Origin of the sequence: Streptomyces globisporus C-1027, assembly GCF_000261345.2 — a bacterium.
GTDB lineage: Bacteria > Actinomycetota > Actinomycetes > Streptomycetales > Streptomycetaceae > Streptomyces > Streptomyces pakalii.
In genome coordinates, this window is the sequence record NZ_CP013738.1 from 5,714,188 (window position 1) to 5,739,545 (window position 25,358).

Consider the following 25,358-nt stretch of genomic DNA (forward strand, 5'->3'; position numbering starts at 1 on the left):
GGACGGAAAATCCTCCCCATCTGTCATCGGAACCTGAGAGGTTCGCCGATAGCCCCTGGCGGGGTATGCCCCTGGAGGGCGCCCCGGTTCAGGGGGCTCGGCTTGCACCTTGGGTGGAGTCGCGGGGCGACTCGCTTTTCAGATCTGCCTCATCCACGCGGTACGGGGCCTGAGAGATTCAAGGGAGGATCTTGCTCCTTCGGCGCCCGGCTCACACTGTGGCCGGAACTCTCCCGCGCGGATTCGAACGGCCGGTATGCAGTTGGCGGGGTCATCATCGCATGCATCGGCCGGGAGTGGGGGGTCCGGTCTCCACTCCGTTCCCCGGGGACGTGAAGCCCCGCGATCGGGGCATGATCCGGACGGCGGTTCCGATGTCGGTTGTGCCGCATTGCCTTTTCTTTACACTTCAGAAGCAGATGGGCGAGACCCGACAGCAGGGGGATGGGCGATGACGTTGCAGCGGTCGGTACCGGCCGCGGGGGTCGCGCACGGCGCGGTGCCCGCTCGGCGCAGCGCTCCCGTGCGGGAGCTGCTGGAAACCCGTGCGCCGGTGGTACGAGACCTGCGCGGGCGCACCGGCAACGGCCCGTACAGCCTCGATCTCACCGCCGGTGACATCGTCGTGGTCTCCGGGCTCCCCGGCAGCGGCAAGTCCACCCTCATCCGGCGGGCCGTGCAGGGGCGGGCCATCGACTCCCAGAACACCCGTGACAGCTGGGCCGCCGCCGTGCCCGGCTTACTGCCCTACGCCCTCTACCGGCCCCTCGTCCGCGCCGCGCACTACCTCGGCCTGCGGAAAGCCCTGCGCTCCGGCGAATCCGTCGTCGTGCACGACTGCGGCACCCAGACCTGGGTACGCCGCTGGCTCGCCCGGCACGCGGTGGCCCGGGGCCGCACCTTCCATCTGATCCTGCTCGACGTGACGCCCGAGGTGGCCCGGCAGGGCCAGCGCGAGCGCGGCCGCGGGGTCTCCGGCTACGCCTTCGCCCGCCACCGGCACGCGGTGGCCCGGCTGCTCCGCGACACCGAAGAGGGTCTGCTGCCCGCCGGCTGCACCTCCGCGGTGCTGCTCGACCGGGAGGCCGCGGGGGCGCTCGGCCGGATCTCCTTCACGGACGCCTGAGCTTCCACCGCCCGCTGCGGTTAGGGTGCTGGCCGGAGCAGAGGGCCGCCGCGGTGCGGCCCGGGCGGTTGAGAGAGGGCACAGAGCCAGTGGACATTCCGGCACCCGCACCGGCCCACCCCCAGCAGGGGTGGCCCGCCAACGAGCTCGAAGAGGTGCTGACGGCCTCGCTCGGCGTCCCGGACGCGGGCGGCCGCCTCGTCGAGGTGCTCGGCCGCAGTTCCGTCTGGGTGCCCCTGCCGAACGGCGGCACCCCCGCGAGCGCGGACCTCGACCTGCCGATGATGGAGATCGACGGCGCGGCCTTCGTCCCCGTCTTCAGCTCGGAGGCCCAGTTCCTCAGCTGCGTCGGCAGCCACATGTCCTTCACCGTCGCGCCCGCCCGCGACTTCGCCCGGGGCCTGCCCCCGCAGGTCGGGATCGCCGTGAACCCGGGCGGCGCCGTCGGCATACCGCTGCCGCCGCCCGCCGTCGCCGAGCTCTGCCGGGCGGGCCGCACCGCCCTGGACGGGCCCGCCACCGGCGGCCGGGTCCGGCTGTTCGAGCCGGACTGGCAGCACGACCCGGTCGATTTCCTCACCGCCGTGGCCGAGGAGTTCGAGGCCACCGGGGTCGTGAGCACCGCCCGCCGGACGCTGGCCAGCATCGAGGGCGGCGACCCGGTCCTCTTCGTCGGCGTCGAGTTCGCCACCTGGGACGGAGCGGGGCAGAGCGCCCCCATGGACGCCATCGGCCGCGCCCTCGGCCGGGTCCAGGTGCCGTGGCCGGTGAACCTGGTCCTGCTCGACGTGGCCCAGGACCTCGTGGGCGACTGGATGCGGGAGAAGGTCCGCCCGTTCTACCGCCGCGAGGGCCACTGAGGGCCACCGATGCGCAGGCCCTGGTGACCGGGCGCCGCGGGACCGTGGCGTCAAGTCGGTCCCTGAAATGGCGCATAAGCTGGTTTGATGGCGTGGTCGCTCCCGTGTGCCCGGGAGCGATGGCGTGAATGCGACGGATCTGCGACGGATCGACGAGGGGCGGAACCCAGGGTGAGTGCGTCAGGCACCGCGGCGGCCGGAAAGGTGGAGCAGCTGCTCCGCCAGGTGACCCCCGGGCGTTACGACGCCTACGAGGAGCTGCTCTCCGCTGTCGCCGAGGGCCGGATCTGGATGCTGCTCTGGCACGGCACGGCCGGCTCGCCGGACGCCCAGTACGGGAACATGGAGATCGACGGCCTCGGGTACGCCCCCTGCGTCACCTCCGCCCAGGAGCTCTCCGCCAGTGGCTGGAACCGAGCCCACGAGCTGGTCACCGGACGCGAGATCGCCCGCGCCCTGTTCCCCGACCGCTGGGGCATCTGGCTCAACCCGCACGCCCCCGGGGGCGGCGTCGGCATCCCCTGGCTCGATCTGCGCCGTATCGCGACCGGCCTGGACCGGCTGCCCGCCGGCCCCCTCCGGCTGAGCGAACCCGCCATCGAACTCCCGCAGTTCTACGCCCTGCTCACCCAGAACGCCCACCGCACCCCCGCGATCCGCTCCCTGCGCCGCGCCTGGGTGCACCCCGCGGTCGGCGTCCCGTATCTCGCGATCGGCCTCGACCTCTACGATACCGGCCGCGCCGCCGTCGAATCGGTGCGCGAGATGATGCGGCAGTCGGTCGGCGCGGTCCCCGACGGGCTGCCCGTCTCCACCGTCGCGCTCTCCGACGAGTACGACCCGGTCGGCATGTGGCTGCGCGCCAACACCCGCCCGTTCTACGACCGCGAGGCCCACGCCCCGGCCGGCCCGCCTCCGGCCGCCGCCCCGGGCTACGGCTACCCGCCGCTGCCGCGCTGAGGCGAAGAGCCCCGAGGGTCCGACGAACCCCCGTCGCGGGGAAGGGCTCCGCCCTCCGTCACCCTCCGTCGAACACCCCTCGATGTCCGGCTTGTTAACTTCCCCCGGGAGGATGTCCCGGAACTGGACGGTTTGTTAACTGTCCGGGTCTCGACTAGGTCTCACCGCTATCCGGACTGTTCTCTTGCGGCAGGCACCGTCTGTAGTGTGCGGCCATCAACCTCACCACATGGCGAACCAGGGGTGGACCCATGCGCATATTCAAGTCCCGGGCTGTCCGGGCGATCACGACAGCGGTCGCTGTCGGTCTGATCGCCACGGGCTGTTCCAGCGATCGGGACGGGGGTGACGCCAAGGGGGGCGACAAGGACACCTTCGTCTTCGCCGGAGCCGGTGACCCCGGTTCCCTCGACCCTGCCCTCGCGAGCGACGGCGAGACGTTCCGCGTCACTCGTCAGGCCTTCGAGGCGCTTCTGGAGCACGAGCCCGGCGGCAGCAAGCTCGTCGGCGGTCTCGCCGAGAAGTGGTCGAGCGACGAGGCCGGCAAGGTCTGGACGTTCAACCTCCGCCAGAACGTCAAGTTCCACGACGGCGAGGCGTTCAACGCCGCCGCGGTCTGCGCGAACTACGACCACTGGTTCAACTGGAAGGGCACGTACCAGTCCAGCGCGGTCTCCTACTACTGGCAGACCATCATGGGCGGGTTCGCGAAGAACGAGGACGCCGAGGCGCCCAAGCCCAACTACAAGTCCTGCACCGCCAAGGACGAGAACACGGCCGTCATCGAGGTGAACGAGCCCTCGGCGAACCTGCCGGGCGGATTCTCCCTCCAGGCGCTCGCGATCCACTCGCCGAAGGCCATCAAGGAGTACGAGAAGCAGGACGCGACCGCCAAGGGCGACGCGATCACGTACCCCAAGTACAGCCAGGAGGCCGGCACGGTCGCCGGTACCGGCCCGTACAAGATCGTCAAGTGGAACAAGGGGAACAAGGAAGTCTCCCTGGAGCGCTTCGACGACTACTGGGGCGCCAAGGCCAAGGTGAAGAACCTGGTCTTCCGCACCATCTCCACCGAGGAGACCCGCCGCCAGGCGCTCCAGGCGGGTGACATCGACGGCTACGACCTGGTCGCGCCGGCCGACGTGACGACGCTGGAGAAGGAGGGTTACGAGGTCCCGACCCGTGACGTCTTCAACATCTTCTACCTCGGCATGAGCCAGTCGGCGAACCCCGCGCTGAAGAAGCCCGAGGTCCGTCAGGCGATCACCCACGCCATCGACCGCGAGAACCTCGTCAACACCCAGCTGCCCGAGGGCGGCAAGGTCGCGACCCAGTTCATGCCCGACACGGTCGCCGGTTTCTCGGACAAGGTGAAGACCTACCCGTTCGACACCGCCAAGGCGAAGGACCTCCTCAAGCAGGCCGGCGAGGAGAAGCTCTCCATCGACTTCTGCTACCCGACCGAGGTCACCCGCCCGTACATGCCTGCCCCGCAGGACATGTTCGAGCTGATGAAGGCCGACCTGGAGAAGGCCGGCATCACCATCAAGCCGAAGGCCATGAAGTGGGCCCCGGACTACCTGGACGCCACCGAGGCCGGCTCCTGCGCCCTGCACATGCTCGGCTGGACCGGTGACTTCAACGACGGCTACAACTTCATCGGCACCTGGTTCGCCGGACCGGACAAGCAGTGGGGCTTCAAGGACCAGAAGGTCTTCGACGCCGTGAACGCCGCTTCGAAGATCACGGACCCGGCCGGCCGCACCGAGGCCTACAAGAAGGCCAACGAGGCCATCGCCGAGTACGTCCCGGGCGTGCCGATCTCCTCGTCGCCCCCGGCCATCGCGTTCGCGAAGAACGTCAACCCGCCGAAGGTCTCCCCGCTGACGCAGGAGAACTTCGCCGAGGTCTCCTTCAAGTAATCGCACACCAGCGGGTCCGCCCGGCCACAGCAACCAGGTGGCCGGGCGGACCCGCTTCGACGCACGTGAGAAAGGGGCATGCGGGGTGCTGCGACTCGTCGTAAGAAGACTTCTCCAGCTCATTCCCACCCTGCTCGGCCTGTCGGTCCTGCTGTTCCTCTGGCTGAACCGACTGCCCGGCGGACCCGCCTCAGCGATCCTGGGCGAGCGGGCCACCGAAGCCGAAGTGGCGAGAATCAACCGTGCACTCGGGCTCGACGAGCCGGTGCACGTCCAGTACTGGCGCTTCCTCAAGCGCATCTTCGAGCTCGACCTCGGAACCTCCACCCAGACCGGCCAGCCGGTGTGGGACGAGTTCGCCCTGCGCTTCCCGGCCACCGTGGAGCTCAGCGTCGCCGCGATCCTGATCGCCGTGGTCGTGGGCATCCCGATGGGCTACCTGGCGGCCAAGCACCGCGGCGGCTGGCTGGACGTCGCCTCGGTCTCCGGATCGCTGCTCGGCATCTGCATCCCGGTCTTCTTCCTGGCCATGCTGCTGCGCGGGATCTTCTCCGTGGAGCTGGGCTGGTTCCCGAGCCAGGGACGCCTCACGACCGGCATCAACGCCACCGACGTCACCGGATTCGCGTTGCTGGACGGGTTGTTGACCGGCGAGTTCGACGCCAGCTGGGACGCGATCATGCACTTGATCCTGCCCGCCGTCGCCCTCGCCTCCATCCCGCTCGCGGTGATCGTCCGGATGACCCGGGCCAGCGTCCTGGAGGTGCTCGGCGAGGACTACATCCGTACCGCCGAGTCCAAGGGCCTCGACAAGGGCACCGTGCGCGGCCGGCACGTGCTGCGCAACGCGCTGCTCCCCGTCATCACCGCGGTCGGCCTGCTGACCGGCAGCCTGCTCTCCGGTGCGGTCCTCACCGAGTCCGTCTTCGACTTCGGCGGCATCGGCTCCTTCATCCGTACCGCGATCGACGGCCGCGACTACCCGGTCCTCGTCGGGTTCATTCTCTTCATCGCGATGGTGTACGTGCTGATCAACCTGCTGGTCGACCTCGCGTACAGCATCATCGACCCGAGAGTGCGGGTGCACTGACGTGACGATCCTGACCAACAAAGCAGACAAGATCGACCGTCTTGCCGAGCTGACCCAGAGCACCGAGAGCGTCAGCGGCAGCAGCCTGTGGCGCGAGGCGTTCCGGCGTATGCGCTCCAGCAAGATGGCGATCATCGGCGCGGCGATCATCGCCGCGTTCATCCTGGTCGCCGTCGTCGGGCCGATGCTGGCCCCGCACGGAGCGACCGCGCAGAACTGGCGCAGCGAAGTCTTTCCCAACCAGGGGAAGTTCGTCGGCATGCGCGGCGAGAACTGGTTCGGCCTGGACCACCTGGGCCGCGACATGTTCTCCCGCTGGCTCGTCGGCGCCCGGCAGACGCTGCTCGTCGGTGTGGTCTCCATGCTCATCGGCCTGATCGTGGGCGCGCTCGTCGGGGTGCTCTCCGGAGCCGCCGCCACCCTCGGCGGCAAGGCCGGACAGCGCGTCGACACCGTGATCATGCGCTTCACCGACATCATGCTGTCGCTGCCCTCGCTGCTGCTCGCGGTCTCCATCGCCGCCGTGCTCGGCCAGTCGCTGACCACCGTGATGATCGCCGTGGGTGTCGTCCAGATCCCCATCTTCGCCCGCCTGCTGCGCGGTTCGATGCTGGTGCAGGGCGGCGCCGACTACGTGCTCGCCGCGAAGGCGGTCGGCATCCGGCGCAAGCGGATCGTGCTCACGCAGATCCTGCCGAACTCGCTGAGCCCCGTGATCGTCCAGGCCACCCTGAGCCTGGCCACCGCGATCATCGAGGCCGCGGCCCTGTCCTACCTGGGGCTCGGCAACCCCGACCCGGCCGTTCCCGAGTGGGGCGTGATGCTCTCCCAGGCGCAGCGCTTCTTCGACAACGAGCCGATGATGGCCGCCTACCCGGCCATCGGGATCATCATCACCGCCCTCGGCTTCACCCTGCTCGGCGAGGCCATGCGCGAAGCCCTCGACCCGAAGTTGCGAGGCTGAAGTCCCATGTCACTGCTCTCCGTTGAGGAACTCAGCGTCACCTTCACCGCCCGCGGCCGCAAGGACGCCACGGCCGTGGACGGCGTCTCCTTCGCCGTCGACCAGGGCCAGGTCGTGGGCCTGGTCGGCGAGTCGGGCTGCGGCAAGTCCGTCACCTCGCTCGCCCTGATGGGGCTGCTGCCCCGCAAGGGCGTGCGGATCGGCGGCCGCGCCGAGTTCGACGGCCAGAACCTGCTGACCATGAGCGAGCGCAAGCTCCGCGACATGCGCGGCAGCCAGCTCGCGATGATCTTCCAGGACCCGCTGTCCTCGCTGAACCCGGTCGTCCCGATCGGCATCCAGGTCACCGAGATCCTTGAGCGCCACCGCGGCCTCAAGGGCGAGAAGGCCCGTAAGGAAGCGGCCTCGCTGCTCGACCGGGTCGGCATCCCCGACCCGACCCGGCGGCTCAAGGAGTACCCGCACCAGCTCTCCGGCGGTATGCGCCAGCGGGCGCTGATCGCCATGGCGGTCGCCTGCGCGCCCCGCCTGCTCATCGCCGACGAGCCGACGACGGCACTCGATGTGACCATCCAGGCGCAGATCCTGGAGCTCCTGAAGGAGCTGGTCGATCAGGAGGGCACCGCCCTCCTGATGATCACGCACGACCTCGGCGTCGTCGCCGGTCTCTGCGACGAGGTCAACGTGCTGTACGCCGGACGGGCGGTGGAGTCGGCGGGCCGCCGCGAGCTGTTCGCCCATCCCACCCACCCGTACGCGCACGGGCTGCTCGGCTCCATCCCGCGTCTGGACGCACCGCGCGGCGAGCCGCTCAACCCGATCCGCGGTTCCATCAACGACAAGATCGCCTGGGCCGACGGCTGCGCGTTCGCACCCCGGTGCGACCACTACACGATGGAGTGCCTCACCGGCACCCCCGAACTGACCGAACCACGCACGGCCGGACACCAGGTGCGCTGCGTCAACCCGGTCCTGCCCACAGCGGAGGTCCCGGCATGAGCCTGCTCGAACTGGACGACGTCAAAGTCCACTTCCCGGTCAAGAAGGGCCTCTTCTTCGACCGTACGGTGGGCCACGTCTACGCGGTCGACGGCGTCTCGCTGTCCATCGAGGCCGGTCAGACGTACGGCCTGGTCGGCGAGTCGGGCTGCGGCAAGACGACGCTCGGCCGGGCGGTCCTGCGGCTGAACGACATCACCGACGGCGGGGTCGTCTTCGACGGCACCGACCTGGCGAAGCTGCCGGGCGAGGAGATGCGGGCCTTCCGCCGCCGCCTCCAGATGGTCTTCCAGGACCCGCTGGGCAGCCTCAACCCCCGGCAGAACATCGAGTCGATCCTGTCCGAGGGCATGGCCGCCCACGGCATCGGCAAGGACCAGGCGGAGCGCCGGGAGAAGATCAAGGACATCCTGGCCAAGGTCGGTCTGCCGTCCAACGCGCTCTCCCGCTACCCGCACGAGTTCTCCGGCGGCCAGCGCCAGCGCATCGGCATCGCCCGCGCGCTGGTTTTGGAGCCGGACGTGATCATCTGCGACGAGCCGGTCTCCGCGCTCGACGTCTCGGTCCAGGCGCAGGTCATCAACCTGCTGGAGGAGCTCCAGGAGTCCCTCGGCCTGACCTACCTGGTGATCGCCCACGACCTCGCGGTCGTCCGGCACATCTCGGACGTCATCGGGGTGATGTACCTCGGCGGGCTCGTCGAGGAGGCCCCGAGCGACGCGCTGTACGGGGGGCCCCGGCACCCGTACACCAAGGCGCTGATGTCGGCCGTCCCGGTGCCCGACCCCGAGGTCGAGGACCGGCGCGAGCGCATCCTGCTCCACGGCGACCTGCCCTCCCCGGCGAACCCGCCGGCCGGCTGCCGCTTCCACACCCGCTGCCCGTGGGTGCAGGAGACCAAGTGCGCCACGGAGCGCCCGCCGCTGCTGGACACCGGCGACGGGCACAAGGTGGCCTGCCACTTCACGGCCGAGATCGAGGCCGGCACGGTGAAGCAGACCCTGGCGACCGGCATCGAGGCGGTCGTCGGTACGGAGACGGTGGCAGCCGAGGCCGTGGAGGTCTCGGAGGGCGAGACCGAGACCGAGGTCCCGGCGGCCGACGCTCCTGAGAAGGAGCCCGTGACCGTACCGGCCCAGGCCGACGCGGACGCCAAGGAGAAGGCGGCGGACGCCGAGGACGCCGAGAAGGAGACGGTCGACGCCCCGGAAGAGACGGCCGACGCCACGGAGAGGGCGGAGGGCAGCCCCAAGGCCTGAGGAGCGTCCGGGACCGGCACAATTGCCCGGTGCTCACCGAACTGTTCACGCCCTCCGTCCAGCATGCGCTCGACCTCGTCGGGATCTTCGTCTTCGCGATCTCGGGCGCCCTGCTCGCCGTCCGCAAGAACTTCGATGTCTTCGGCATCGCGGTTCTCGCGGAGGTGACAGCGCTGGGCGGAGGGCTGTTCCGTGACGTCATGATCGGCGCGATCCCGCCCGCCGCCTTCACCGACCTCGGCTACTTCATCACCCCGCTGTTCGCCGCCGGCCTGGTCTTCTTCCTCCACCCGCACGTGGAGCGCATCCAGGTCGGCGTCAACGTCTTCGACGCGGCGGGGCTCGGCCTGTTCTGTGTGACCGGCACGGTCAAGGCGTACGAGTACGGGCTCGGGCTCACCGCGTCCGCCGCGCTCGGCCTGGCCACGGCGGTCGGCGGCGGTGTGCTGCGCGACGTCCTCGCCAACGAGGTCCCCTCGCTGCTGCGCTGGGACCGCGACCTGTACGCGGTGCCCGCGATCGTCGGTGCGACCATGGTGGTCCTCTGCATCCGCTTCGACACCCTGAACGCGCTGACCAGCGGGATGGCGGTGATCGCCGCGTTCGTCCTGCGGCTGCTGGCGCTGCGCTTCCACTGGCGGGCGCCCCGCGCCTACAACCGGTCCTCCGCGCGGGCCGAGGAGGGCTCGGCGGCCACCTAGCCCCGCGAGCCGCCCGCCATGATTCGGCAACGAAAAAGCTACCGCTCAGTAATGCGGTGGATGTACCGTGCATGCCATGGCACAGGCAGCGACTGAGGCAGTGACCGGAGCGGCGCGGACCGCACCGGCGACCATCGGCGACAGCGAGTTCGACCGCGACACCGCGGTCACCCTGCGCGAGGAGGGCGTCTACGACGCCGAGCTCTCCGCGGGCTGGACGATCATCCACGCCGTCAACGGCGGCTATCTGCTGGCCATGCTCGGCCGGGCCCTGGGCGAAGCCCTGCCCCATCCCGACCCGTTCTCCGTCTCGGCGCACTACCTCACCGCCTCCGTGCCCGGCCCCGCGGTGATCCGCACCCAGACCGTCCGGGCCGGCCGCACCCTCTCCACGGGGCAGGCCTCCCTCTTCCAGTACGCGGAGGACGGCGGCGAGATCGAGCGCATCCGGGTCCTGGCCACCTACGGCGACCTGGACACGCTCCCCGACGACGTCCGCACCACGGCCCTGCCGCCCGCCATGCCCGAGCGGGACCACTGCCTCGGCCCGAGCGACGGCGCGCCCAGGATCCCCGGCAGCTCCGCCATCACCGACCGCCTCGACATCAAGCTCGACCCGGCCACCGTCGGCTGGGCGATCGGCGCCCCGTCCGGCAAGGGTGAGATGCGCGGCTGGTTCGGCCTGGCCGACGGCCGCGACGCGGACCCGCTGTCGCTGCTGCTCACCGTGGACGCCCTGCCGCCGACCTCGTTCGAGCTGGGCCTGACCGGCTGGACCCCCACGGTCGAGCTGACCACCCACATCCGCTGCCGCCCCGCGCCCGGCCCGCTGCGCGTCGCGATCACCACCCGTAACCTCGCGGGCGGCTTCCTGGAGGAGGACGCCGAGGTCTGGGACAGCGCCGACCGCCTCGTCGCCCAGTCCCGCCAGCTCGCCAAGGCTCCGCGCACCGCGTAGCCGCACCCCGGGGCACGGTCCCCGCCGCCGAGCCCGCCGAGCCCGCCGAGCCCGCCGAGCCCGCCGAGCCCGCCGAGCCCGCCGAGCGCCTCGACGTTCCCGTACGCAGCATCTGCCGGGATGTCGGGGCGCTTTCGGCTGTCCGGGGGCCCGGAATCCAGGGTCGGCAAAGGTGGTAAATCACCCGACGGGGGGACTGGTTCGCGCCAGGTCGCGCCAGGCGTTTGACGGGAGAGTGAGTGTTCACTCACTCTGGGGTGGGTGAACACTCACCCCTGACCGGGAAGGTGCATCATGACCCAAGGGGAACAACCCGACGGGCGCCGAGGGGGACGCTCATGGCTCAGGCCGTGACATCGCGAGTGCCCCGCGAGATGGTGGGCGCCGCAGCCGACGGTGCCTTCAAGGTGGTGCTCGCCGTGGTCTTCGTCGCCGGCGCCGCCCCGCTCGGCGAACTGCTCGGTGCGCCGGTCTGGCTGATGGCCGTGGCGGGCGTCGCGTTGCTGGTCGGAGGTGTCATCGAGCTCGGGCATCTCCGCAGCCGACCGATGCGCACCTATCTGAAACTCATGATCGGCTACGACGCGTGCTGGGTGCTGGCCGCCCTGGTCGGGCTCCTGATGGCCTGGCAGGGCAGCGCTGTCGGTGGCGAGGTCTGGATGGGGTACCAGGTGATCGCCCCCCTCGTGTTCGCCGCCGTGCTGATCGCGGCAGCGCCCGCTCGGCTGCGGTCGGAGGCGCGGGGCGACGCCTCCGCCTGACCGCGTCACGGACCCGGGCTCGCGCCCGACCGCGTCACGGGCCGGGCTCGCGCCCGACCGCTTCACCGCCCGGGCTCGCGCCTGACCGTCGAGCCCGGGTCTCGGCTCAGGTGCGGGCGGTGCCGTCCTGCGTCGCCTCGTCCAGCCAGTGCGCCCGGCCGATGGTGACCAGCCGCAGGCGCCGCCGGGCCACCCGGACGACCTCCGCCTCGCCCTCGGGACCGGCCTCCAGCAGGGTCGACGTGGTGATCACCATGTGGTCCACGTAGAGGCCGCCGAGCATCAGCAGATCCTCCTCGCTCCACCCCGCGGCCCCCGGCTCCTGGCCGAGCGTGCACGCCACCTCCTCGGCGAACCGCCGCAGTTGAGCCGCGATCGCCGCGCGCACCGGGCCGACCCCGCCGTGCTGCTCACGGGCGATGAACCGGAAGTGGGCGGGCTGCGCGCCGACATGACGCGCTATCACCGCCACGCTGCGGTCCAGCCGCTCCTCGCTGTCGCCCGTCTCCGCGAGTACCGCGGCGATCAGCCCGTGCAGGCTGCCCAGAGTCTCCTCCACCAGGGCGACTCCGAGTGCGGCGGTGTCCTCGAAGTGCCGGTAGAAGGCCGTCGGCGTCACCCCCGCGGCCCGGGTGACCTCCCGCAGTCCCAGGCTGCTCAGGCTCTGGTGCTCCAGGAGGGCGAGCGCGGCGTCCAGGAGGGTCTGGCGCGTCCTGAGCTTCTGGGTCTGGCGAATGCCGGCGGGAGTGTGACTCATGACATTCAGTAAACAACCGTTCTCCGAGTCTGGGGAAGGGTGTGGGGTTTAGACTTTCGAGTCAGTGAACACTCGTACTCCGAACGGCCTTCGTCGTCGCACAGAGAGGTTCCGCCGTGCTCGTCCTCGTCGCCGCGCTGCTCCTGCTGGGAATCCTCCTCGGGGCGGTCGCCCACATCCCGCTGCCGCTGACCCTGGCCGCCGCGGCCGTGATCGGCTGCTGGCTGCTGATCTTCGCCGTACGCGAGCGCACCTCGCGCCGCACCCACTGACCTGCCGTACGTACCGACTCGCCGCACCCGCATCCGCCGAGCCTGCCGTTTCCCGTACCGATCCGAAGGAGCTCGCACCATGACCTTCACCCTCATCGACCGCACCCGCTGCACGGACGCCGCCCCCCACAAGGGCGCGGGCACGGCCCTCGACAAGGACGTCGTCGACACGGACGCGGCGCCGGAGACGGCCCCCGACGCCGCTCCGCGCCGGGCCGTCGGCCGTGAGGCGGACGGTCTCGCCGTCGCCTCGTTCGTTCTCGGCCTCGTCGGGCTGCTGGTCTTCAACATCCTGCTCGGGCCCATGGCGATCGTGATGGCGCTGCTGGCCCTGGCCCGTCGCACCCGCCGCCGGGGCCGCGCCTTCCTCGGCCTCGCCCTGGGCGTCGCCGACCTCGCCGTGCTCGCCGCCCTGGTCACCGCCAACGGCACCGTCGCCTGGAGCATCGGGGGCTGACGCACGTCCCGAAGCGGCCCCGTGAGCCGCTGTCCCCGTTCCGGATCGGGCTCCGGACCGGGACCTTCGGCCGGTCTCCGTACCGGTCCGCCGCACGTCAAAAAGGTGTGCGCGGGGACCAGGCCGTGACGCGCCCGGCATGCGCCCCACCCCGGGCTCGTAGAATCGGCCCCACCATGGCTTACCTCGACCACGCCGCGACCACCCCGATGCTTCCCGAAGCGATCGGGGCGATGACCGCCCAGCTCTCCGTCACCGGCAACGCGTCCTCACTGCACGCCGCCGGGCGCCGGGCCCGCCGCACCGTCGAGGAGTCCAGAGAAGCCCTCGCCGACTCCCTCGGCGCCCGCCCCAGCGAGGTGGTGTTCACCTCCGGCGGCACGGAGGCCGACAACCTCGCCGTCAAGGGCCTCTACTGGTCCCGCCGCGACGCCGACCCCCGCCGCACCCGGGTCCTCGCCGGCCCCGTCGAACACCACGCCGTCCTCGACGCCGTCGACTGGCTCGCCGAACACGAGGGCGCGAACGTCGAGTACCTCCCCGTCGACCGCCACGGCCGGGTCCACCCCGAAGACCTGCGCGAGGTGATCCTCAAGAACCCCGACGACATCGCGATGATCACCGTGATGTGGGCCAACAACGAGATCGGCACGATCATGCCGGTACGTGAACTGGCTTCGGTGGCGGCGGAGTTCGGAATTCCCATGCACGCCGACGCGGTCCAGGCCTTCGGTCAGCTGGAGGTCGACTTCGCCCGCTCCGGACTGGCCGCGATGACGGTCAGCGGACACAAGATCGGCGGCCCCTTCGGCATCGGCGCGCTGCTGCTGGGCCGCGACCACACCCCCGTGCCCGTCCTGCACGGCGGCGGCCAGGAGCGGCACGTACGCTCCGGCACGCTGGACGTGCCCGCCGTCGCCTCGTTCGCGGTCGCCGGACGGCTGGCGGCCGAACGGCGCGAGGAGTTCGCCCGGCGCGTGGGCGCCCTGCGCGACGAGCTGGTGACCGCCGTGCGCCTGGCCGTACCGGACGCCGTGCTCGGCGGCGACCCGGACCCCGCCGGACGGCTGCCGGCCAACGCCCACTTCAGCTTCCCCGGCTGCGAGGGCGACTCCCTGCTCCTGCTGCTGGACGCGCAGGGCATCGAATGCTCCACCGGCTCGGCCTGCACCGCCGGGATCGCCCAGCCCAGCCACGTACTCCTGGCCACCGGGACCGATCCGGACCTTGCCCGGGGCACCCTGCGCTTCTCGCTCGGCCACACCTCGACCGAGGACGACGTGAAGGCGCTCGCCGAGGCGATCGGCCCCGCGGTCGAGCGGGCGAGGACGGCCGGACTCAGCTGACGAGGACCGTCACCCGGGGGCGTTACGCCTTCGCCGACGGCGAGGGCGTGGGGCTCGGCGGCGCCGTCGCGGCCCGCCGCACCAGCTCCAGATACCGGTCCCAGTCCCAGTGCGGGCCCGGATCGGTGTGGTCGGTGCCCGGCACCTCCACATGCCCGATGATGTGCTCCCGGTCGATGGGTATGCCGTGCCGCGCGCAGATCGACGCCGTGAGGCGCGCCGACGATGCGTACATCGCCTTCGTGAGGTCCTTCGGCCGGTCCACGAACCCCTCGTGCTCGATGCCGACCGCCCGCTCGTTGAACGACCGGTTGCCCGCCTGGTACGCCACGTCCAGCTCGCGGATCATCTGCACCACCCGTCCGTCCTGCCCCACGATGTAGTGCGTCGCGGCCTGGTGGGCGGGGTCCTGGAACACCTTCACCGCGCTGGCGAAGCTGCCCTGGGTGACATGGATGATCACCCGGTCGATGGGGAAGTCGTCGGGCCGGTCGGCACGCCGCCAGTTCGCCTCCGACGCGGCCACCCAGGTCGCCCCCGCGTAGTCCAGCTCGCCGGGCTTGCGGGGCTTCTCGACGCCGGGGACCTGCCACCACAGGCGCTTCACCCGGTCGCGCGCGAGCACGGCGGCGGTGCCGGCGGCCGCCACCACGCCCCCGCCGATCAGCAGGGCGCGGCGGCTCACGCCGTCCGCCGGCTTCTTCCGCGAAGGCTTTCCCGAGGGCTTTCGCGCGGCCCGGGTGCTCCCGTTGTTCCCCATGTGATCGTCAACGCTTATCCGCGAGCGTTCGGTTCCCGGCGACCCGTACCCTGGAGGGGCTATGACTCAGACTTCCCAGCGCCCCCTGCGTGTCCTCGCCGCGATGTCGGGCGGCGTGGACTCCGCCGTCGCCGCCGCCCGCGCCGTCGAGGCGGGCCACGACGTGACCGGTGTCCACCTCGCCCTGTCCGCGAACCCCCAGTCCTTCCGGACCGGGGCGCGCGGCTGTTGCACCATCGAGGACTCCCGGGACGCCCGCCGCGCGGCCGACGTCATCGGTATCCCGTTCTACGTCTGGGACCTGGCGGAACGCTTCCGCGAGGACGTCGTGGAGGACTTCGTCGCGGAGTACGAGGCCGGGCGCACGCCCAACCCCTGCCTCCGCTGCAACGAGAAGATCAAGTTCGCCGCGCTGCTCGACAAGGCCCTCGCCCTCGGCTTCGACGCCGTCTGCACCGGCCACTACGCCACGGTCGTGCTCACCGAGGACGGCAGCCGCGAGCTGCACCGCGCGTCCGACATGGCCAAGGACCAGAGCTATGTGCTCGGCGTCCTGGATGAGAAGCAGCTCGCCCACGCCCTGTTCCCGCTCGGCGACACCCTCACGACCAAGGACGAGATCCGCGCCGAGGCCGAGCGCCGGGGCCTGGCCGTCGCCAAGAAGCCCGACAGCCACGACATCTGCTTCATCGCCGACGGCGACACCCAGGGCTTCCTCGCGAACCGCCTCGGCGGCCCGGCCGAGGGCGACATCCTCGACGAGTCCGGTGCGAAGCTGGGCACCCACGAGGGCGCGTTCGGCTTCACCATCGGCCAGCGCAAGGGCCTGAAGATCGGCCACCCGGCCCCCGACGGCAAGCCGCGCTACGTCCTCGACATCTCCCCGGTGAACAACACCGTCACCGTCGGGCCCGTCGAGGCGCTGGACGTCACCGCCCTGACCGCGATCAAGCCCCGCTGGTGCGGAACGCCCCCGTCCGGCCCGGGGGCGTACACCGCCCAGCTCCGCGCCCACGGCGGCGAGACCGAGGTCACCGCCGAGCTGGTCGACGGCTCCGAGCTGAACGTCACCTTCACCGAGCCGGTCCGGGGCGTCGCCCCCGGCCAGGCGGTCGTCCTCTACGACGGCACGCGCGTGGTCGGCTCGGCGACCATCGCCACGACGGTCCGCCGCGAACGAGTGGCGGCGGGCGGCTGAGACCGGGCGGCGGCCCCGGGGCGTGCCGTCCTAGGACGCCCTTCGGTACGCGTACACGTCCCTCGCGAAGAACTCCGTCAGCACCGGCGCGAGCACCTGGGGCGCCACCTCGCGCATCTGGCCCGTCAGCGTGCGGTGCCGGCCGCGGGGCAGGGCCTCGGCCAGCGTCCGGGTCGCCGCCCGCGCCGGGGCGCTGCTGAAGCCGCCGCAGATCACCAGGGTCCGGGCGGCGACGGCCGAGAACCGGGCGGCGGGGATCTCCCCGTCGCCCAGCAGCCCGTCGTCGTACGCCAGCGTGTGCGCCCTCGCCTCCAGCTCCGGCCACACCGGGGACCGCCGCATCCGGGCGGCCGTCTCCTCGGCGACCCCCGTCATGGTGAGGAACAGCTCCACCGCCCCGCCCCGGTCCCCGGCCGCCAGCAGCCGCTGCAGCCGGGCCGTGCAGCGGGCCTTGAACCGCAGACCCGACGCCCCCGGCGTGTAGGGCGGCTCGTACACGGCGAGCAGGTCCGCCGGGAGCCCGGCGGCCGCCGCCTCCAGGGTCAGCGCCCCGCCGGAGGACATCCCGAACACCGACGTGCCCGCCCCGGCCGCGCCGACGACGGCGGCCAGGTCCTCGACCTCCCGCGCCACATCACAGCGCCCGGTGTCACCGCTGCCGCCCCGGCCCCGCCGGTCGTAGGTGATCACCGTGAAACGCGGCGCGAGCAGCGAGGCCAGCGCCGCGTCGGTCGCCGCCACGCTCAGCGCCCCGCCGACCAGCACCAGCGGCGGCCCCTCGCCCTGGCGGCGGTAGGCGATCGGCGTGCCGTCGGCGGAGAGAATCCTGTCCATGGGAGGGGAGACCGGGGCGGGCCGGGAAACTCATCGCTCGCCCGGAAAAAAGTTCCCGGGCGAGCGGACCGAGGGTCAGTCCGCCACCGTCTCCGGGGCGTAGAAGCAGAAGTGGTCCTTGATCGCGGCGACTTCGGGCTTCGGGTCCGGGTAGGCCCAGACCAGATCGGCGGCCCCGGGCCGTGACCAGTAGGAGGCGTCCCCCTTGAACGGGCAGTGGGTGGAGGTCTCCGACGGGGAGAGCAGTTCGGTGCGGACGTCCTCGGGCGGCAGGTAGTAGCGGACCGGACAGCCGGTCTCGCGGAGCACGAGCGGGCGGCGGCTCTCGGCCAGCACCTGTCCGTCGTGCACGGCCCGCACATGCTCGGTGCCCTGCTCGACGGTGATGCGGTGTCCTCGGGTGGCAGTCATGCCTGTTTCAGCGGCGTACGGGGCCGGCTTCTTCCCCGTACGCCGAACTTCGCCCGGAACTTCCCCCGGGCGGGGGGTGTCCGAGGCGGGTCGTACGGTTGCCCCATGAACATCTGCGTCTTCCTCTCCGCCGCCGACCTCGACGACCGCTACACCGTGCCCGCCCGCGAGTTCGCCGAGCTGCTCGGCCGGGGCGGGCACACCCTCGTCTGGGGCGGATCGGACAGGGGGCTGATGAAGGTCGTCGCGGACGGCGTGCAGGCGGCCGGGGGCCGGCTCGTCGGGGTGTCGGTCGAGTTCCTCGCCGCGAGCGCCCGCCCGAACGCCGACGAGATGGTCATCGCCCGCGACCTCGCCGAGCGCAAGGCGCTCCTCCTGGAGAAGGCCGACGCCGTCGTGATCATGGTCGGCGGTACCGGGACGCTCGACGAGGCGACCGAGATCCTGGAGCTGAAGAAGCACGGCAAGAACACCAAGCCCGTCGTCCTGCTCAACACGGCGGGCTTCTACGACGGGCTGCGCCAGCAGTTCCAGCGCATGGAGGACGAGGGCTTCCTGCCGCTGCCCCTGACCGAACTCGTCTTCTTCGCCAAGGACGGCGTCGGCGCGCTCGCCTACCTGGAGGAGACCGCCGGACTCCAGTGAGAGGCCCGGACCCGGGACCGGCGCTCGCCCACCCGGAGGAGACCGCCGGTCGCCGGTGAAGGACCCGGATCTAGGATCGCCCCATGGCTACCCACCTCATCACCGGCGCCGGTTCCGGCATCGGCGCCGCCGTCGCCCGCCGTCTCCACGAGCGCGGGGACGACCTCGTCCTGCTCGCCCGCGACGCCGGGCGCGCCAAGGAGTTCGCCGAGCGCTACCCGGGCGCGCGCACCCTCGTCGGCGACCTCGGCAACCCCGACCGGCTGTCCTGGGCGTTCGGCCAGCAGTCCATGCCCGAGCGGATCGACACCCTGCTGCACATCGCGGGCGTCGTCGAGCTCGGCGAGGTCGGGGAGCTCACCCCCAAGGCCTGGCACTTCCAGCTCGATGCCAACCTGATCGCCCCCGCCGAGATCACCCGGCTCCTCCTCCCGCAGCTCCGCGTGGCCCGGGGTCACGTCCTCTTCGTGAACTCCGGCGCCGGACTCAACGCCCACGCCGGGTGGAGCGCGTACGCCGCGAGCAAGCACGGCCTCAAGGCGCTCGCCGACTCGCTGCGCCACGAGGAACACGGCAACGGGGTCCGCGTCACCTCCGTCTACCCGGGCCGCACCGCCAGCCCCATGCAGGCGAAGGTGCACCAGCAGGAGGGCAAGGAGTACGACGCGGAGCGCTGGATCGACCCCGAGTCGGTGGCCACCACGATCCTCATGGCGCTCGACCTGCCGCGTGACGCCGAGGTCAACGACCTCACGGTCCGCCCCGGCCGCTGACGCCCCGCCTGCGCGCGGGGACAGCCGAGGACCGTAGGCTTCCCGGGTGAGCGAGAAGAGCAAGTTCAGCGGGTGTCCGGCGACCGGCATCGGGTCGATGCCCGGGGGAGACGCGAGGGAGGCGGCGAAGACCGTCACCGGCTCCTTCGCCGACGGCCAGGGCATGCCGTACCTGGCCGAACTGCCCGCGCGCGGACCGGGCGCCGACATGATCGGCCGGAGCGTCGGCCTGCTCGTCGAGATGTACGGGCACGTGGAGCCGAGCGGCTGGCGGATCAGCGACCGGCCCGGCCGCGACACCCGCAGGGCCCGCTCCTGGCTGGGGGAGGACCTGGACGCCCTGGAGGAGTTCACCCAGGGGTACGAGGGGCTGCTCAAGGTCCAGGCCGTCGGGCCCTGGACGCTCGCCGCCGCCCTCGAACTGCGCGGCGGCGAAGCCCTGCTGGCCGACGCGGGCGCCTGCCGCGACCTGGCCGGATCCCTGGCCGAGGGGCTCCGCGCCCACCTCGCGGAGGTCCGCCGCCGGATGCCCGGGGCGAACGTCGTCCTCCAGCTCGACGAACCCTCCCTGACCGCCGTCCTGCTGGGCCGGGTCCGCTCCGCCAGCGGCTACCGCACCTACCGCGCCGTCGACCGCCAGGTCGTCGAGAGCGCCCTGCGCGACGTCCTCGCGGCGGCCGGCGAGGACGGGACGACGCTCGTCCACTCCTGCGCCCCCGAGGTGCCCGTCGCGCTGCTGCGCCGGGCCGGTGCCGACGGCGTCTCGCTCGACTTCTCGTTGCTCACGGAGCGTGAGGAGGAGGCGATCGGGGAAGCGGTCGAAGGCGGCACCCAGCTGTTCCTGGGCGTGGTGCCCTCCACGGACGCGGCAACAGGGGCATTGTCAGACCCGGGCGGTAGCGTCATGGGAGTCAGGACGCTGTGGCGCAGGCTGGGGCTGAATCCGGGGACTCTCGCCGAGTCCGTCACGATCACCCCGTCGTGCGGGCTCGCGGGCGCGTCGCCCGCGTACGCCCGTACCGCGCTCGCCCACAGCGCCCGGGCGGCGAGGTCGCTCGCGGACAACCCTGAGTGACGGGGACGACGGGTACACAGGAGGACGGGACGATGGCGGGCGAAGAGCGGGTGGAGCAGGAGAGTTCGGTCCCGGCGGAGGCGCGGGAGGAGCACGCGCTGCTGGCCGAGCGGATCGAGGAGCACCGCTTCCGGTACTACGTGAAGGACCAGCCGGTCGTCAGCGACGCCGACTTCGACCGGCTGCTGCGCTCCCTGGAGGCCCTGGAGGACGAGCACCCGGCGCTGCGCACCCCCGACTCCCCGACCCAGAAGGTCGCCGGGCCGTACATCACGGAGTTCACCTCCGTCGAGCACCGCGAGCGGATGCTCTCCCTGGACAACGCCTTCGACGACGAGGAGCTGGCCGCCTGGGCCGACCGCGTCGCCAAGGAGACCGGCACCCCCGACCACCACTTCCTGTGCGAGCTGAAGGTCGACGGCCTCGCCGTCAACCTCACCTACGAGCACGGCCGCCTCACCCGCGCGGCCACCCGCGGCGACGGCCGCACCGGCGAGGACATCACCCCCAACGTCCGGACGATCGCCGAGATCCCGCACCGTCTGAAGGGCGCGGACATCCCCGCGCTCGTCGAGATCCGCGGCGAGGTCTTCTTCCCCATGGAAGGCTTCGAGGAGCTGAACGCCCGGCTGGTCGCCGCCGACGACAAGCCCTTCGCCAACCCGCGCAACGCGGCCGCCGGATCGCTGCGCCAGAAGGACCCCAAGGTCACCGCCACCCGCCCGCTGCACATGGTGGTGCACGGCATCGGCGCCCACGAGGGCCTGAGCATCGACCGCCTCTCCCACGCCTACGACCTCCTGCACGCCTGGGGTCTGCCCACCGCCCAGCACAACAAGGTCGTCGACTCCCTCGCCGGCGTCCGGGAGTTCATCGCGTACTTCGGCGAGCACCGCCACTCCGTGGAGCACGAGATCGACGGCGTCGTCGTCAAGCTCGACGAGATCCCGCTCCAGGGCCGCCTGGGTTCCACCTCGCGCGCCCCCCGCTGGGCCATCGCCTGGAAGTACGCCCCCGAAGAGGTCAACACCAAGCTGGTCAACATCCGTGTCGGCGTCGGCCGCACCGGCCGTGTCACTCCGTACGCCCAGGTCGAGCCGGTCGAAGTGGCCGGTTCCGAGGTCGAGTTCGCCACCCTCCACAACCAGAACGTGGTCAAGGCCAAGGGCGTCCTCATCGGGGACACCGTGGTCCTGCGCAAGGCGGGCGACGTCATCCCGGAGATCCTCGGCCCCGTCGTCGATCTGCGCGACGGCACCGAGAAGCCCTTCGAGATGCCGACCCACTGCCCCGAGTGCGGGACGGAGCTGCGCCCGATGAAGGAGGGCGACATCGACCTCCGCTGCCCCAACGCCCGCACCTGCCCGGCCCAGTTGCGCGAGCGCGTCTTCTACCTCGCCGGGCGCAAGAGCCTCGACATCGACCACTTCGGCTATGTGGCCGCCGCCGCCCTGACCCGCCCGCTGGAGCCCGCCGAGCCCGTCCTCAAGGACGAGAGCGATCTGTTCTCGCTCACCATCGAGCAGTTGCTGCCGATCCGGGCGTACGTCCTGGACCAGGACAGCGGGCTGCCCAAGCGCGACCCGAAGACCGGCGAGGAGAAGATCGCGACGGTCTTCGCCAACCAGCAGGGCGAGCCGAAGAAGAACGCGGTGGCCATGCTGGAGGGCATCGCCGCCGCCAAGGAGGCGCCCCTCGCCCGGATCCTCACCGGGCTCTCCATCCGCCATGTCGGGCCGGTCGCCGCCCAGGAGCTGGCCCGCCAGTTCCGCTCCGTCGACCGGATCGACGAGGCGACCGAGGAGGAGCTGGCCGCCGCCGACGGCGTCGGGCCCACCATCGCCGCCTCGGTCAAGCAGTGGTTCGCCGAGGACTGGCACCGCGAGATCCTGCGCAAGTGGCGCGAGGCCGGGGTGCGGATGGCCGACGAGGGCTCCGACGAGGACCAGGGGCCCCGCCCTCTCGAAGGACTCACCGTCGTCGTCACCGGCACCCTCGCCGCCCACACGCGCGACGGCGCCAAGGAAGCCCTCCAGGCGCTCGGCGCCAAGGTCACCGGATCGGTGTCCAAGAAGACCGCGTTCGTGGTCGTCGGCGACAACCCCGGCTCCAAGTACGACAAGGCGATGCAGCTGAAGGTGCCCGTGCTCGACGAGGACGGATTCGCGATCCTGCTCGAGGACGGACCCGAACGCGCCCGGGAAGCAGCCCTGTCCGCCCCGGAAGCCGCGCCCGAGCCCGCCCCGGAGGACAGCGCGTCGTAGACGGGGAGTGACCGCCCGCCGGGACGCCGTTCGCTCCCCGTTTCCCGGATCGAGACGCCTTCGAGACGCTGCCCCGGCGTGGCGCGGCCCGCGCGGGGGAAGAAACCGGGCAGAGGGGTGAAGAAGGGTCGGCCGCTCCCCGAATGGCCCTGCCGTACCACCCGTTCGGGCCAATAGCAGATGGTGACGGGTCGTCGGTTCGCATTCGGGCAAGAGCTGTAGAGCGCTGCCCCTCGAAGCCTTTCGCGGCCTACTGTTGAGAGGTGCGCCCGCCGTGCACGGCCCTCGACCGGGCCGTGGTGCCACGGAAGCGGGCGCCACCGAGGGCCATCGGCACCGCCGGCTGTGAGAGGGACGGAATGAAACCGACCGAGAGCGCCGCCCCGGTGTCGCGGCTGCAAGGTTTCGTCGGCCTCACGCCCCCGGTGGGCGCCGCCGTCGTGGGGATCGCCGCGTTACTGCTGGCGGTCGGGTCGTACCGAACGGTCCAGCAGGGCAACGCGCTCTTCCCGGACGGGGTGGTGGGCTGGTCCCTCGCCGTCCTCACCGGGATCATCGTCGGCCACCTGGTGGCCCTCGGCCGCGACCGATGGTGGGGCGGCACCGGCTCCGGCGCCGCCCTCACCCTCGCCGTGCTCCTGCTGTACGGCTGGCTGCCGGCCGTCCTGGTCAGCCTCGCCGTCGTGGTGCTCGTCGGGACCGCCCGCCGGCACCGCTGGTGGCAGGGGCTGCTGCACGGCGGGGTCGACATGCTCGGCATCGGCGCGGCGGCACTCGTCCTGGCCGCGTTCGGCGTGGTCCCCACCGTCGAGGACCCTTGGCGGCCACTCGACTGGGGCATCGCGGCCGTCCCGGAACTGCTCCTGACCGCGTCCACGTATCTGCTCGTCACCCGGGTCCTCCTGTGGTACGCCCAGGCCCCGCACAACGGCGGGCTGCCCACCATCGCCCGCACCGCGATGCTGCGCCAGGGACTCGTCGCCGTCGCGCTCCTCGGGCTCGCCCCGCTGATCTGCGCCGTCGCGATGTCCATGCCCATACTGCTGCCGCTCTTCGCGGTGCCGCTGATCGCCCTGGACTCCACGCTCTGGATCGCCCGCGCCCGCGCCGAGGAGCAGCTGCGCGACCCGCTGACCGGGCTGCCCAACCGCCAGTGGCTGCTGGAGCGGACCTGGTCGGCGCTGGAGGACGCGGAGTCCATCGGCACCCGCTCCGCGCTCGTCCTCATCGACCTGGACCGCTTCCGCGCGGTCAACGACACCCTCGGCCACCTGGCCGGGGACCGGCTGCTGCTCCAGATAGCGGAGCGTCTGCGGCTCGCCCTGCCGCGCGGCGCGGAGGCGGCCCGCCTCGGCGGCGACGAGTTCGCCGTCCTCCTCCCGCACACCGACTCCACCACCAGCGCCCAGCAGGTCGCCCGCCATCTCGTCGCCGAGCTGTCCTCGCCGCTCGACCTCGACGGGCTCACCCTCGTGCTGGAGGCCAGCGCCGGGGTCGCCGTCTACCCCGACCACGCCCTGGACGCCGAGGGGCTGCTGCGCCGGGCGGACGTCGCTATGTACCAGGCCAAGCGGGACCGCACGGGTGTGGAGGTCTACGAGTCCAAGCGGGACAGCAACACCCCCGACCGGCTCGGGCTCCTCGGCGATCTGCGCCGCGCGCTGGACGCGGGCGAGGTCGAGCTGCATTACCAGCCCAAGGTCCGCTTCGACGGGCAGGTCGCAGGACTTGAGGCCCTGGTGCGCTGGGTGCACCCGGAGCGCGGCCGGGTCCCCCCGGACGAGTTCATCGCCATCGCGGAGTCCTCCGGGCTGATGCCGCACCTCACGGAGTACGTCCTGGAGACGGCGCTCGCGCAGGTCGCCCGCTGGCGGGCGCAGGGCCTGTGCGTGCCCGTCGCGGTCAACGTCTCCCCGCGCGACGTCCACACCCCCGGCTTCGCGGGGGGCGTCGCGGCCCGCCTCGCCCGCCACGGCGTGCCCGCGGGAGCGCTCCAACTGGAGATCACCGAGCATGTGCTGCTGGAGGACCCGCAGCGCGCCGCCGACACCCTGGCCGGGCTCACCGCGCACGGCGTGAAGATGTCCCTGGACGACTTCGGCACCGGCTACTCCTCTCTGGTCCACCTGCGCCGGCTCCCGGTCAGCGAGCTGAAGATCGACCGCTCCTTCGTGGCCCGGCTGGCCGTCGACCACGAGGACGCGGAGATCGTCCGCTGCACCATCGACCTGGCCCACTCGCTCGGCCTGGTCGTCGTCGCCGAGGGCGTCGAGGACGACACGACCTGGGAGCGGCTGCGGGATCTGCGGTGCGACGCGGTGCAGGGCTGGCTGGTGGCGGCCGCGATGCCGCCGCAGGAGACCACGGCCTGGCTGCGGGCGCGCGGCGAGCACGGCTGGCGCAGGCCCGCCGAGCTGAAGGCCCAGGCGGCGGCCGCAGCGGGCTCGGCCACCGCATCGGCGACCGGCTCGATGAACGGGTCGCTGAACGGCGCGGTGAACAGCGCGGTCAACGGTGCGGTGAACAGCGCGGCGGAGACCGACACCCCCTGAAGATCCCGGGAGTGGAGCAGGCAGAGGCTTAGCCCGATCGGGCCGGGGCACCCGTCCCCCGGAGACCCCATAGGATTGGGCCAAAACCACACACCAACCCCTGAGGATCGCTGCATGCCTGGCATCACGCGCGAGGAGGTCGCCCACCTCGCCCGGCTGGCGCGTCTGGAGCTGAAGGGCGAAGAGCTCGATCACTTCGCCGGTCAGCTCGACGACATCATCGGCGCGGTCGCCCGCGTCTCCGAGGTCGCCGACCAAGACGTACCGCCGACCTCCCACCCGCTGCCGCTGACCAACGTCATGCGCGCGGACGAGGTCCGTCCGTCGCTCACCCCCGCGCAGGCGCTCTCCGGCGCCCCGGCCCAGGAGCAGCAGCGTTTCAAGGTGCCGCAGATCCTGGGGGAGGACTAACCG

General features: G+C 71.7%; 25 protein-coding genes and 1 riboswitch. Of the genes, 21 read left to right on the top strand and 4 right to left on the bottom strand.

Annotated elements, in window-relative coordinates; translation table 11 throughout:
- Positions 1-148: 148 nt before the first annotated feature.
- A riboswitch (glycine riboswitch) is annotated at positions 149-246 on the bottom strand.
- A gap of 205 nt (positions 247-451) precedes the next feature.
- The 11 genes from WQO_RS25275 to WQO_RS25325 all read left to right on the top strand — a co-directional run bounded on the left by WQO_RS25275 (position 452) and on the right by WQO_RS25325 (position 11,600).
- Entirely contained in the window at positions 452-1,126 is a 675-nt protein-coding gene (locus WQO_RS25275) for an AAA family ATPase (protein WP_010060003.1), read from the top strand.
- Between the two features lie 89 nt (positions 1,127-1,215).
- Positions 1,216-1,986: an enhanced serine sensitivity protein SseB gene (locus WQO_RS25280; protein WP_010060002.1), complete on the top strand. Its 771-nt coding sequence runs from the start codon at positions 1,216-1,218 to the stop codon at positions 1,984-1,986.
- 171 nt (positions 1,987-2,157) lie between these two features.
- The gene (locus tag WQO_RS25285) at positions 2,158-2,946 is read left to right on the top strand and encodes an enhanced serine sensitivity protein SseB C-terminal domain-containing protein (protein ID WP_030809806.1); all 789 of its coding nucleotides are present in this window, start codon (positions 2,158-2,160) and stop codon (positions 2,944-2,946) included.
- Positions 2,947-3,197: 251 nt separating this feature from the next.
- A complete protein-coding gene (locus tag WQO_RS25290) occupies positions 3,198-4,868 on the top strand; it encodes an ABC transporter substrate-binding protein (protein WP_010060000.1) in 1,671 nt (556 codons plus the stop codon).
- Positions 4,869-4,953: 85 nt separating this feature from the next.
- Positions 4,954-5,958, top strand: coding sequence for an ABC transporter permease (locus WQO_RS25295; protein WP_010059999.1), 1,005 nt, complete (start codon positions 4,954-4,956; stop codon positions 5,956-5,958).
- A gap of 1 nt (position 5,959) precedes the next feature.
- On the top strand, positions 5,960-6,922 hold the full coding sequence (locus WQO_RS25300) for an ABC transporter permease (protein ID WP_010059998.1): 963 nt from the start codon (positions 5,960-5,962) through the stop codon (positions 6,920-6,922).
- 6 nt (positions 6,923-6,928) lie between these two features.
- Positions 6,929-7,921, top strand: coding sequence for an ABC transporter ATP-binding protein (locus WQO_RS25305; protein WP_010059997.1), 993 nt, complete (start codon positions 6,929-6,931; stop codon positions 7,919-7,921).
- A complete protein-coding gene (locus WQO_RS25310; protein WP_010059995.1) occupies positions 7,918-9,180 on the top strand; it encodes an ABC transporter ATP-binding protein in 1,263 nt (420 codons plus the stop codon). The genes WQO_RS25305 and WQO_RS25310 overlap by 4 nt, the downstream gene beginning before the upstream one ends.
- A gap of 29 nt (positions 9,181-9,209) precedes the next feature.
- Positions 9,210-9,881 carry a trimeric intracellular cation channel family protein gene (locus WQO_RS25315; RefSeq protein ID WP_010059993.1) on the top strand — a complete coding sequence of 224 codons (672 nt, stop codon included), beginning with the start codon at positions 9,210-9,212 and terminating at the stop codon, positions 9,879-9,881.
- A gap of 76 nt (positions 9,882-9,957) precedes the next feature.
- The gene (locus tag WQO_RS25320) at positions 9,958-10,839 is read left to right on the top strand and encodes a thioesterase family protein (protein ID WP_193407231.1); all 882 of its coding nucleotides are present in this window, start codon (positions 9,958-9,960) and stop codon (positions 10,837-10,839) included.
- A gap of 338 nt (positions 10,840-11,177) precedes the next feature.
- Positions 11,178-11,600, top strand: a complete 423-nt coding sequence (locus WQO_RS25325) for a hypothetical protein (RefSeq protein WP_032748286.1) — start codon at positions 11,178-11,180, stop codon at positions 11,598-11,600.
- 106 nt (positions 11,601-11,706) lie between these two features.
- Here WQO_RS25325 and WQO_RS25330 read toward each other — a convergent pair whose 3' ends face one another.
- On the bottom strand, positions 11,707-12,357 hold the full coding sequence (locus WQO_RS25330; RefSeq protein WP_010059990.1) for a TetR family transcriptional regulator: 651 nt from the start codon (positions 12,355-12,357) through the stop codon (positions 11,707-11,709).
- Between the two features lie 116 nt (positions 12,358-12,473).
- Between WQO_RS25330 and WQO_RS36465 the strand changes: the two genes are divergently transcribed.
- The 3 genes from WQO_RS36465 to WQO_RS25340 all read left to right on the top strand — a co-directional run bounded on the left by WQO_RS36465 (position 12,474) and on the right by WQO_RS25340 (position 14,432).
- The gene (locus WQO_RS36465; protein WP_010059989.1) at positions 12,474-12,629 is read left to right on the top strand and encodes a hypothetical protein; all 156 of its coding nucleotides are present in this window, start codon (positions 12,474-12,476) and stop codon (positions 12,627-12,629) included.
- 79 nt (positions 12,630-12,708) lie between these two features.
- Complete coding sequence (locus WQO_RS25335; RefSeq protein ID WP_010059988.1) at positions 12,709-13,086, top strand: hypothetical protein; 378 nt, start codon at positions 12,709-12,711, stop codon at positions 13,084-13,086.
- Between the two features lie 176 nt (positions 13,087-13,262).
- Positions 13,263-14,432 (top strand): cysteine desulfurase family protein, encoded by a 1,170-nt coding sequence (locus WQO_RS25340; protein ID WP_010059987.1) that lies wholly within the window; start codon positions 13,263-13,265, stop codon positions 14,430-14,432.
- Positions 14,433-14,454: 22 nt separating this feature from the next.
- Here WQO_RS25340 and WQO_RS25345 read toward each other — a convergent pair whose 3' ends face one another.
- Positions 14,455-15,192, bottom strand: a complete 738-nt coding sequence (locus WQO_RS25345; protein ID WP_058954096.1) for an N-acetylmuramoyl-L-alanine amidase — start codon at positions 15,190-15,192, stop codon at positions 14,455-14,457.
- 61 nt (positions 15,193-15,253) lie between these two features.
- On the opposite strand from WQO_RS25345, the gene mnmA reads away from it, so the two are divergent.
- Entirely contained in the window at positions 15,254-16,390 is a 1,137-nt protein-coding gene (gene mnmA, locus WQO_RS25350) for a tRNA 2-thiouridine(34) synthase MnmA (protein WP_010059984.1), read from the top strand.
- Between the two features lie 30 nt (positions 16,391-16,420).
- On the opposite strand, the gene WQO_RS25355 is transcribed toward mnmA, so the two are convergent.
- Both WQO_RS25355 and WQO_RS25360 read right to left on the bottom strand, forming a co-directional pair.
- Positions 16,421-17,224 (bottom strand): alpha/beta fold hydrolase, encoded by an 804-nt coding sequence (locus WQO_RS25355; protein WP_010059982.1) that lies wholly within the window; start codon positions 17,222-17,224, stop codon positions 16,421-16,423.
- A 75-nt stretch (positions 17,225-17,299) separates the two neighbouring features.
- Positions 17,300-17,635, bottom strand: a complete 336-nt coding sequence (locus WQO_RS25360) for a DUF427 domain-containing protein (RefSeq protein WP_010059980.1) — start codon at positions 17,633-17,635, stop codon at positions 17,300-17,302.
- A gap of 105 nt (positions 17,636-17,740) precedes the next feature.
- Between WQO_RS25360 and WQO_RS25365 the strand changes: the two genes are divergently transcribed.
- The 6 genes from WQO_RS25365 to gatC all read left to right on the top strand — a co-directional run bounded on the left by WQO_RS25365 (position 17,741) and on the right by gatC (position 25,355).
- Positions 17,741-18,280 carry an LOG family protein gene (locus tag WQO_RS25365; protein ID WP_010059979.1) on the top strand — a complete coding sequence of 180 codons (540 nt, stop codon included), beginning with the start codon at positions 17,741-17,743 and terminating at the stop codon, positions 18,278-18,280.
- A gap of 83 nt (positions 18,281-18,363) precedes the next feature.
- Positions 18,364-19,053, top strand: coding sequence for an SDR family oxidoreductase (locus WQO_RS25370; protein ID WP_010059977.1), 690 nt, complete (start codon positions 18,364-18,366; stop codon positions 19,051-19,053).
- 46 nt (positions 19,054-19,099) lie between these two features.
- Complete coding sequence (locus WQO_RS25375) at positions 19,100-20,128, top strand: methionine synthase (protein WP_010059976.1); 1,029 nt, start codon at positions 19,100-19,102, stop codon at positions 20,126-20,128.
- A 32-nt stretch (positions 20,129-20,160) separates the two neighbouring features.
- Complete coding sequence (gene ligA / locus WQO_RS25380; RefSeq protein ID WP_058954097.1) at positions 20,161-22,392, top strand: NAD-dependent DNA ligase LigA; 2,232 nt, start codon at positions 20,161-20,163, stop codon at positions 22,390-22,392.
- 359 nt (positions 22,393-22,751) lie between these two features.
- Positions 22,752-24,944 carry a putative bifunctional diguanylate cyclase/phosphodiesterase gene (locus tag WQO_RS25385; protein ID WP_058954098.1) on the top strand — a complete coding sequence of 731 codons (2,193 nt, stop codon included), beginning with the start codon at positions 22,752-22,754 and terminating at the stop codon, positions 24,942-24,944.
- 114 nt (positions 24,945-25,058) lie between these two features.
- Positions 25,059-25,355, top strand: coding sequence for an Asp-tRNA(Asn)/Glu-tRNA(Gln) amidotransferase subunit GatC (gene gatC, locus WQO_RS25390; protein WP_003966094.1), 297 nt, complete (start codon positions 25,059-25,061; stop codon positions 25,353-25,355).
- Positions 25,356-25,358 lie beyond the last annotated feature (3 nt).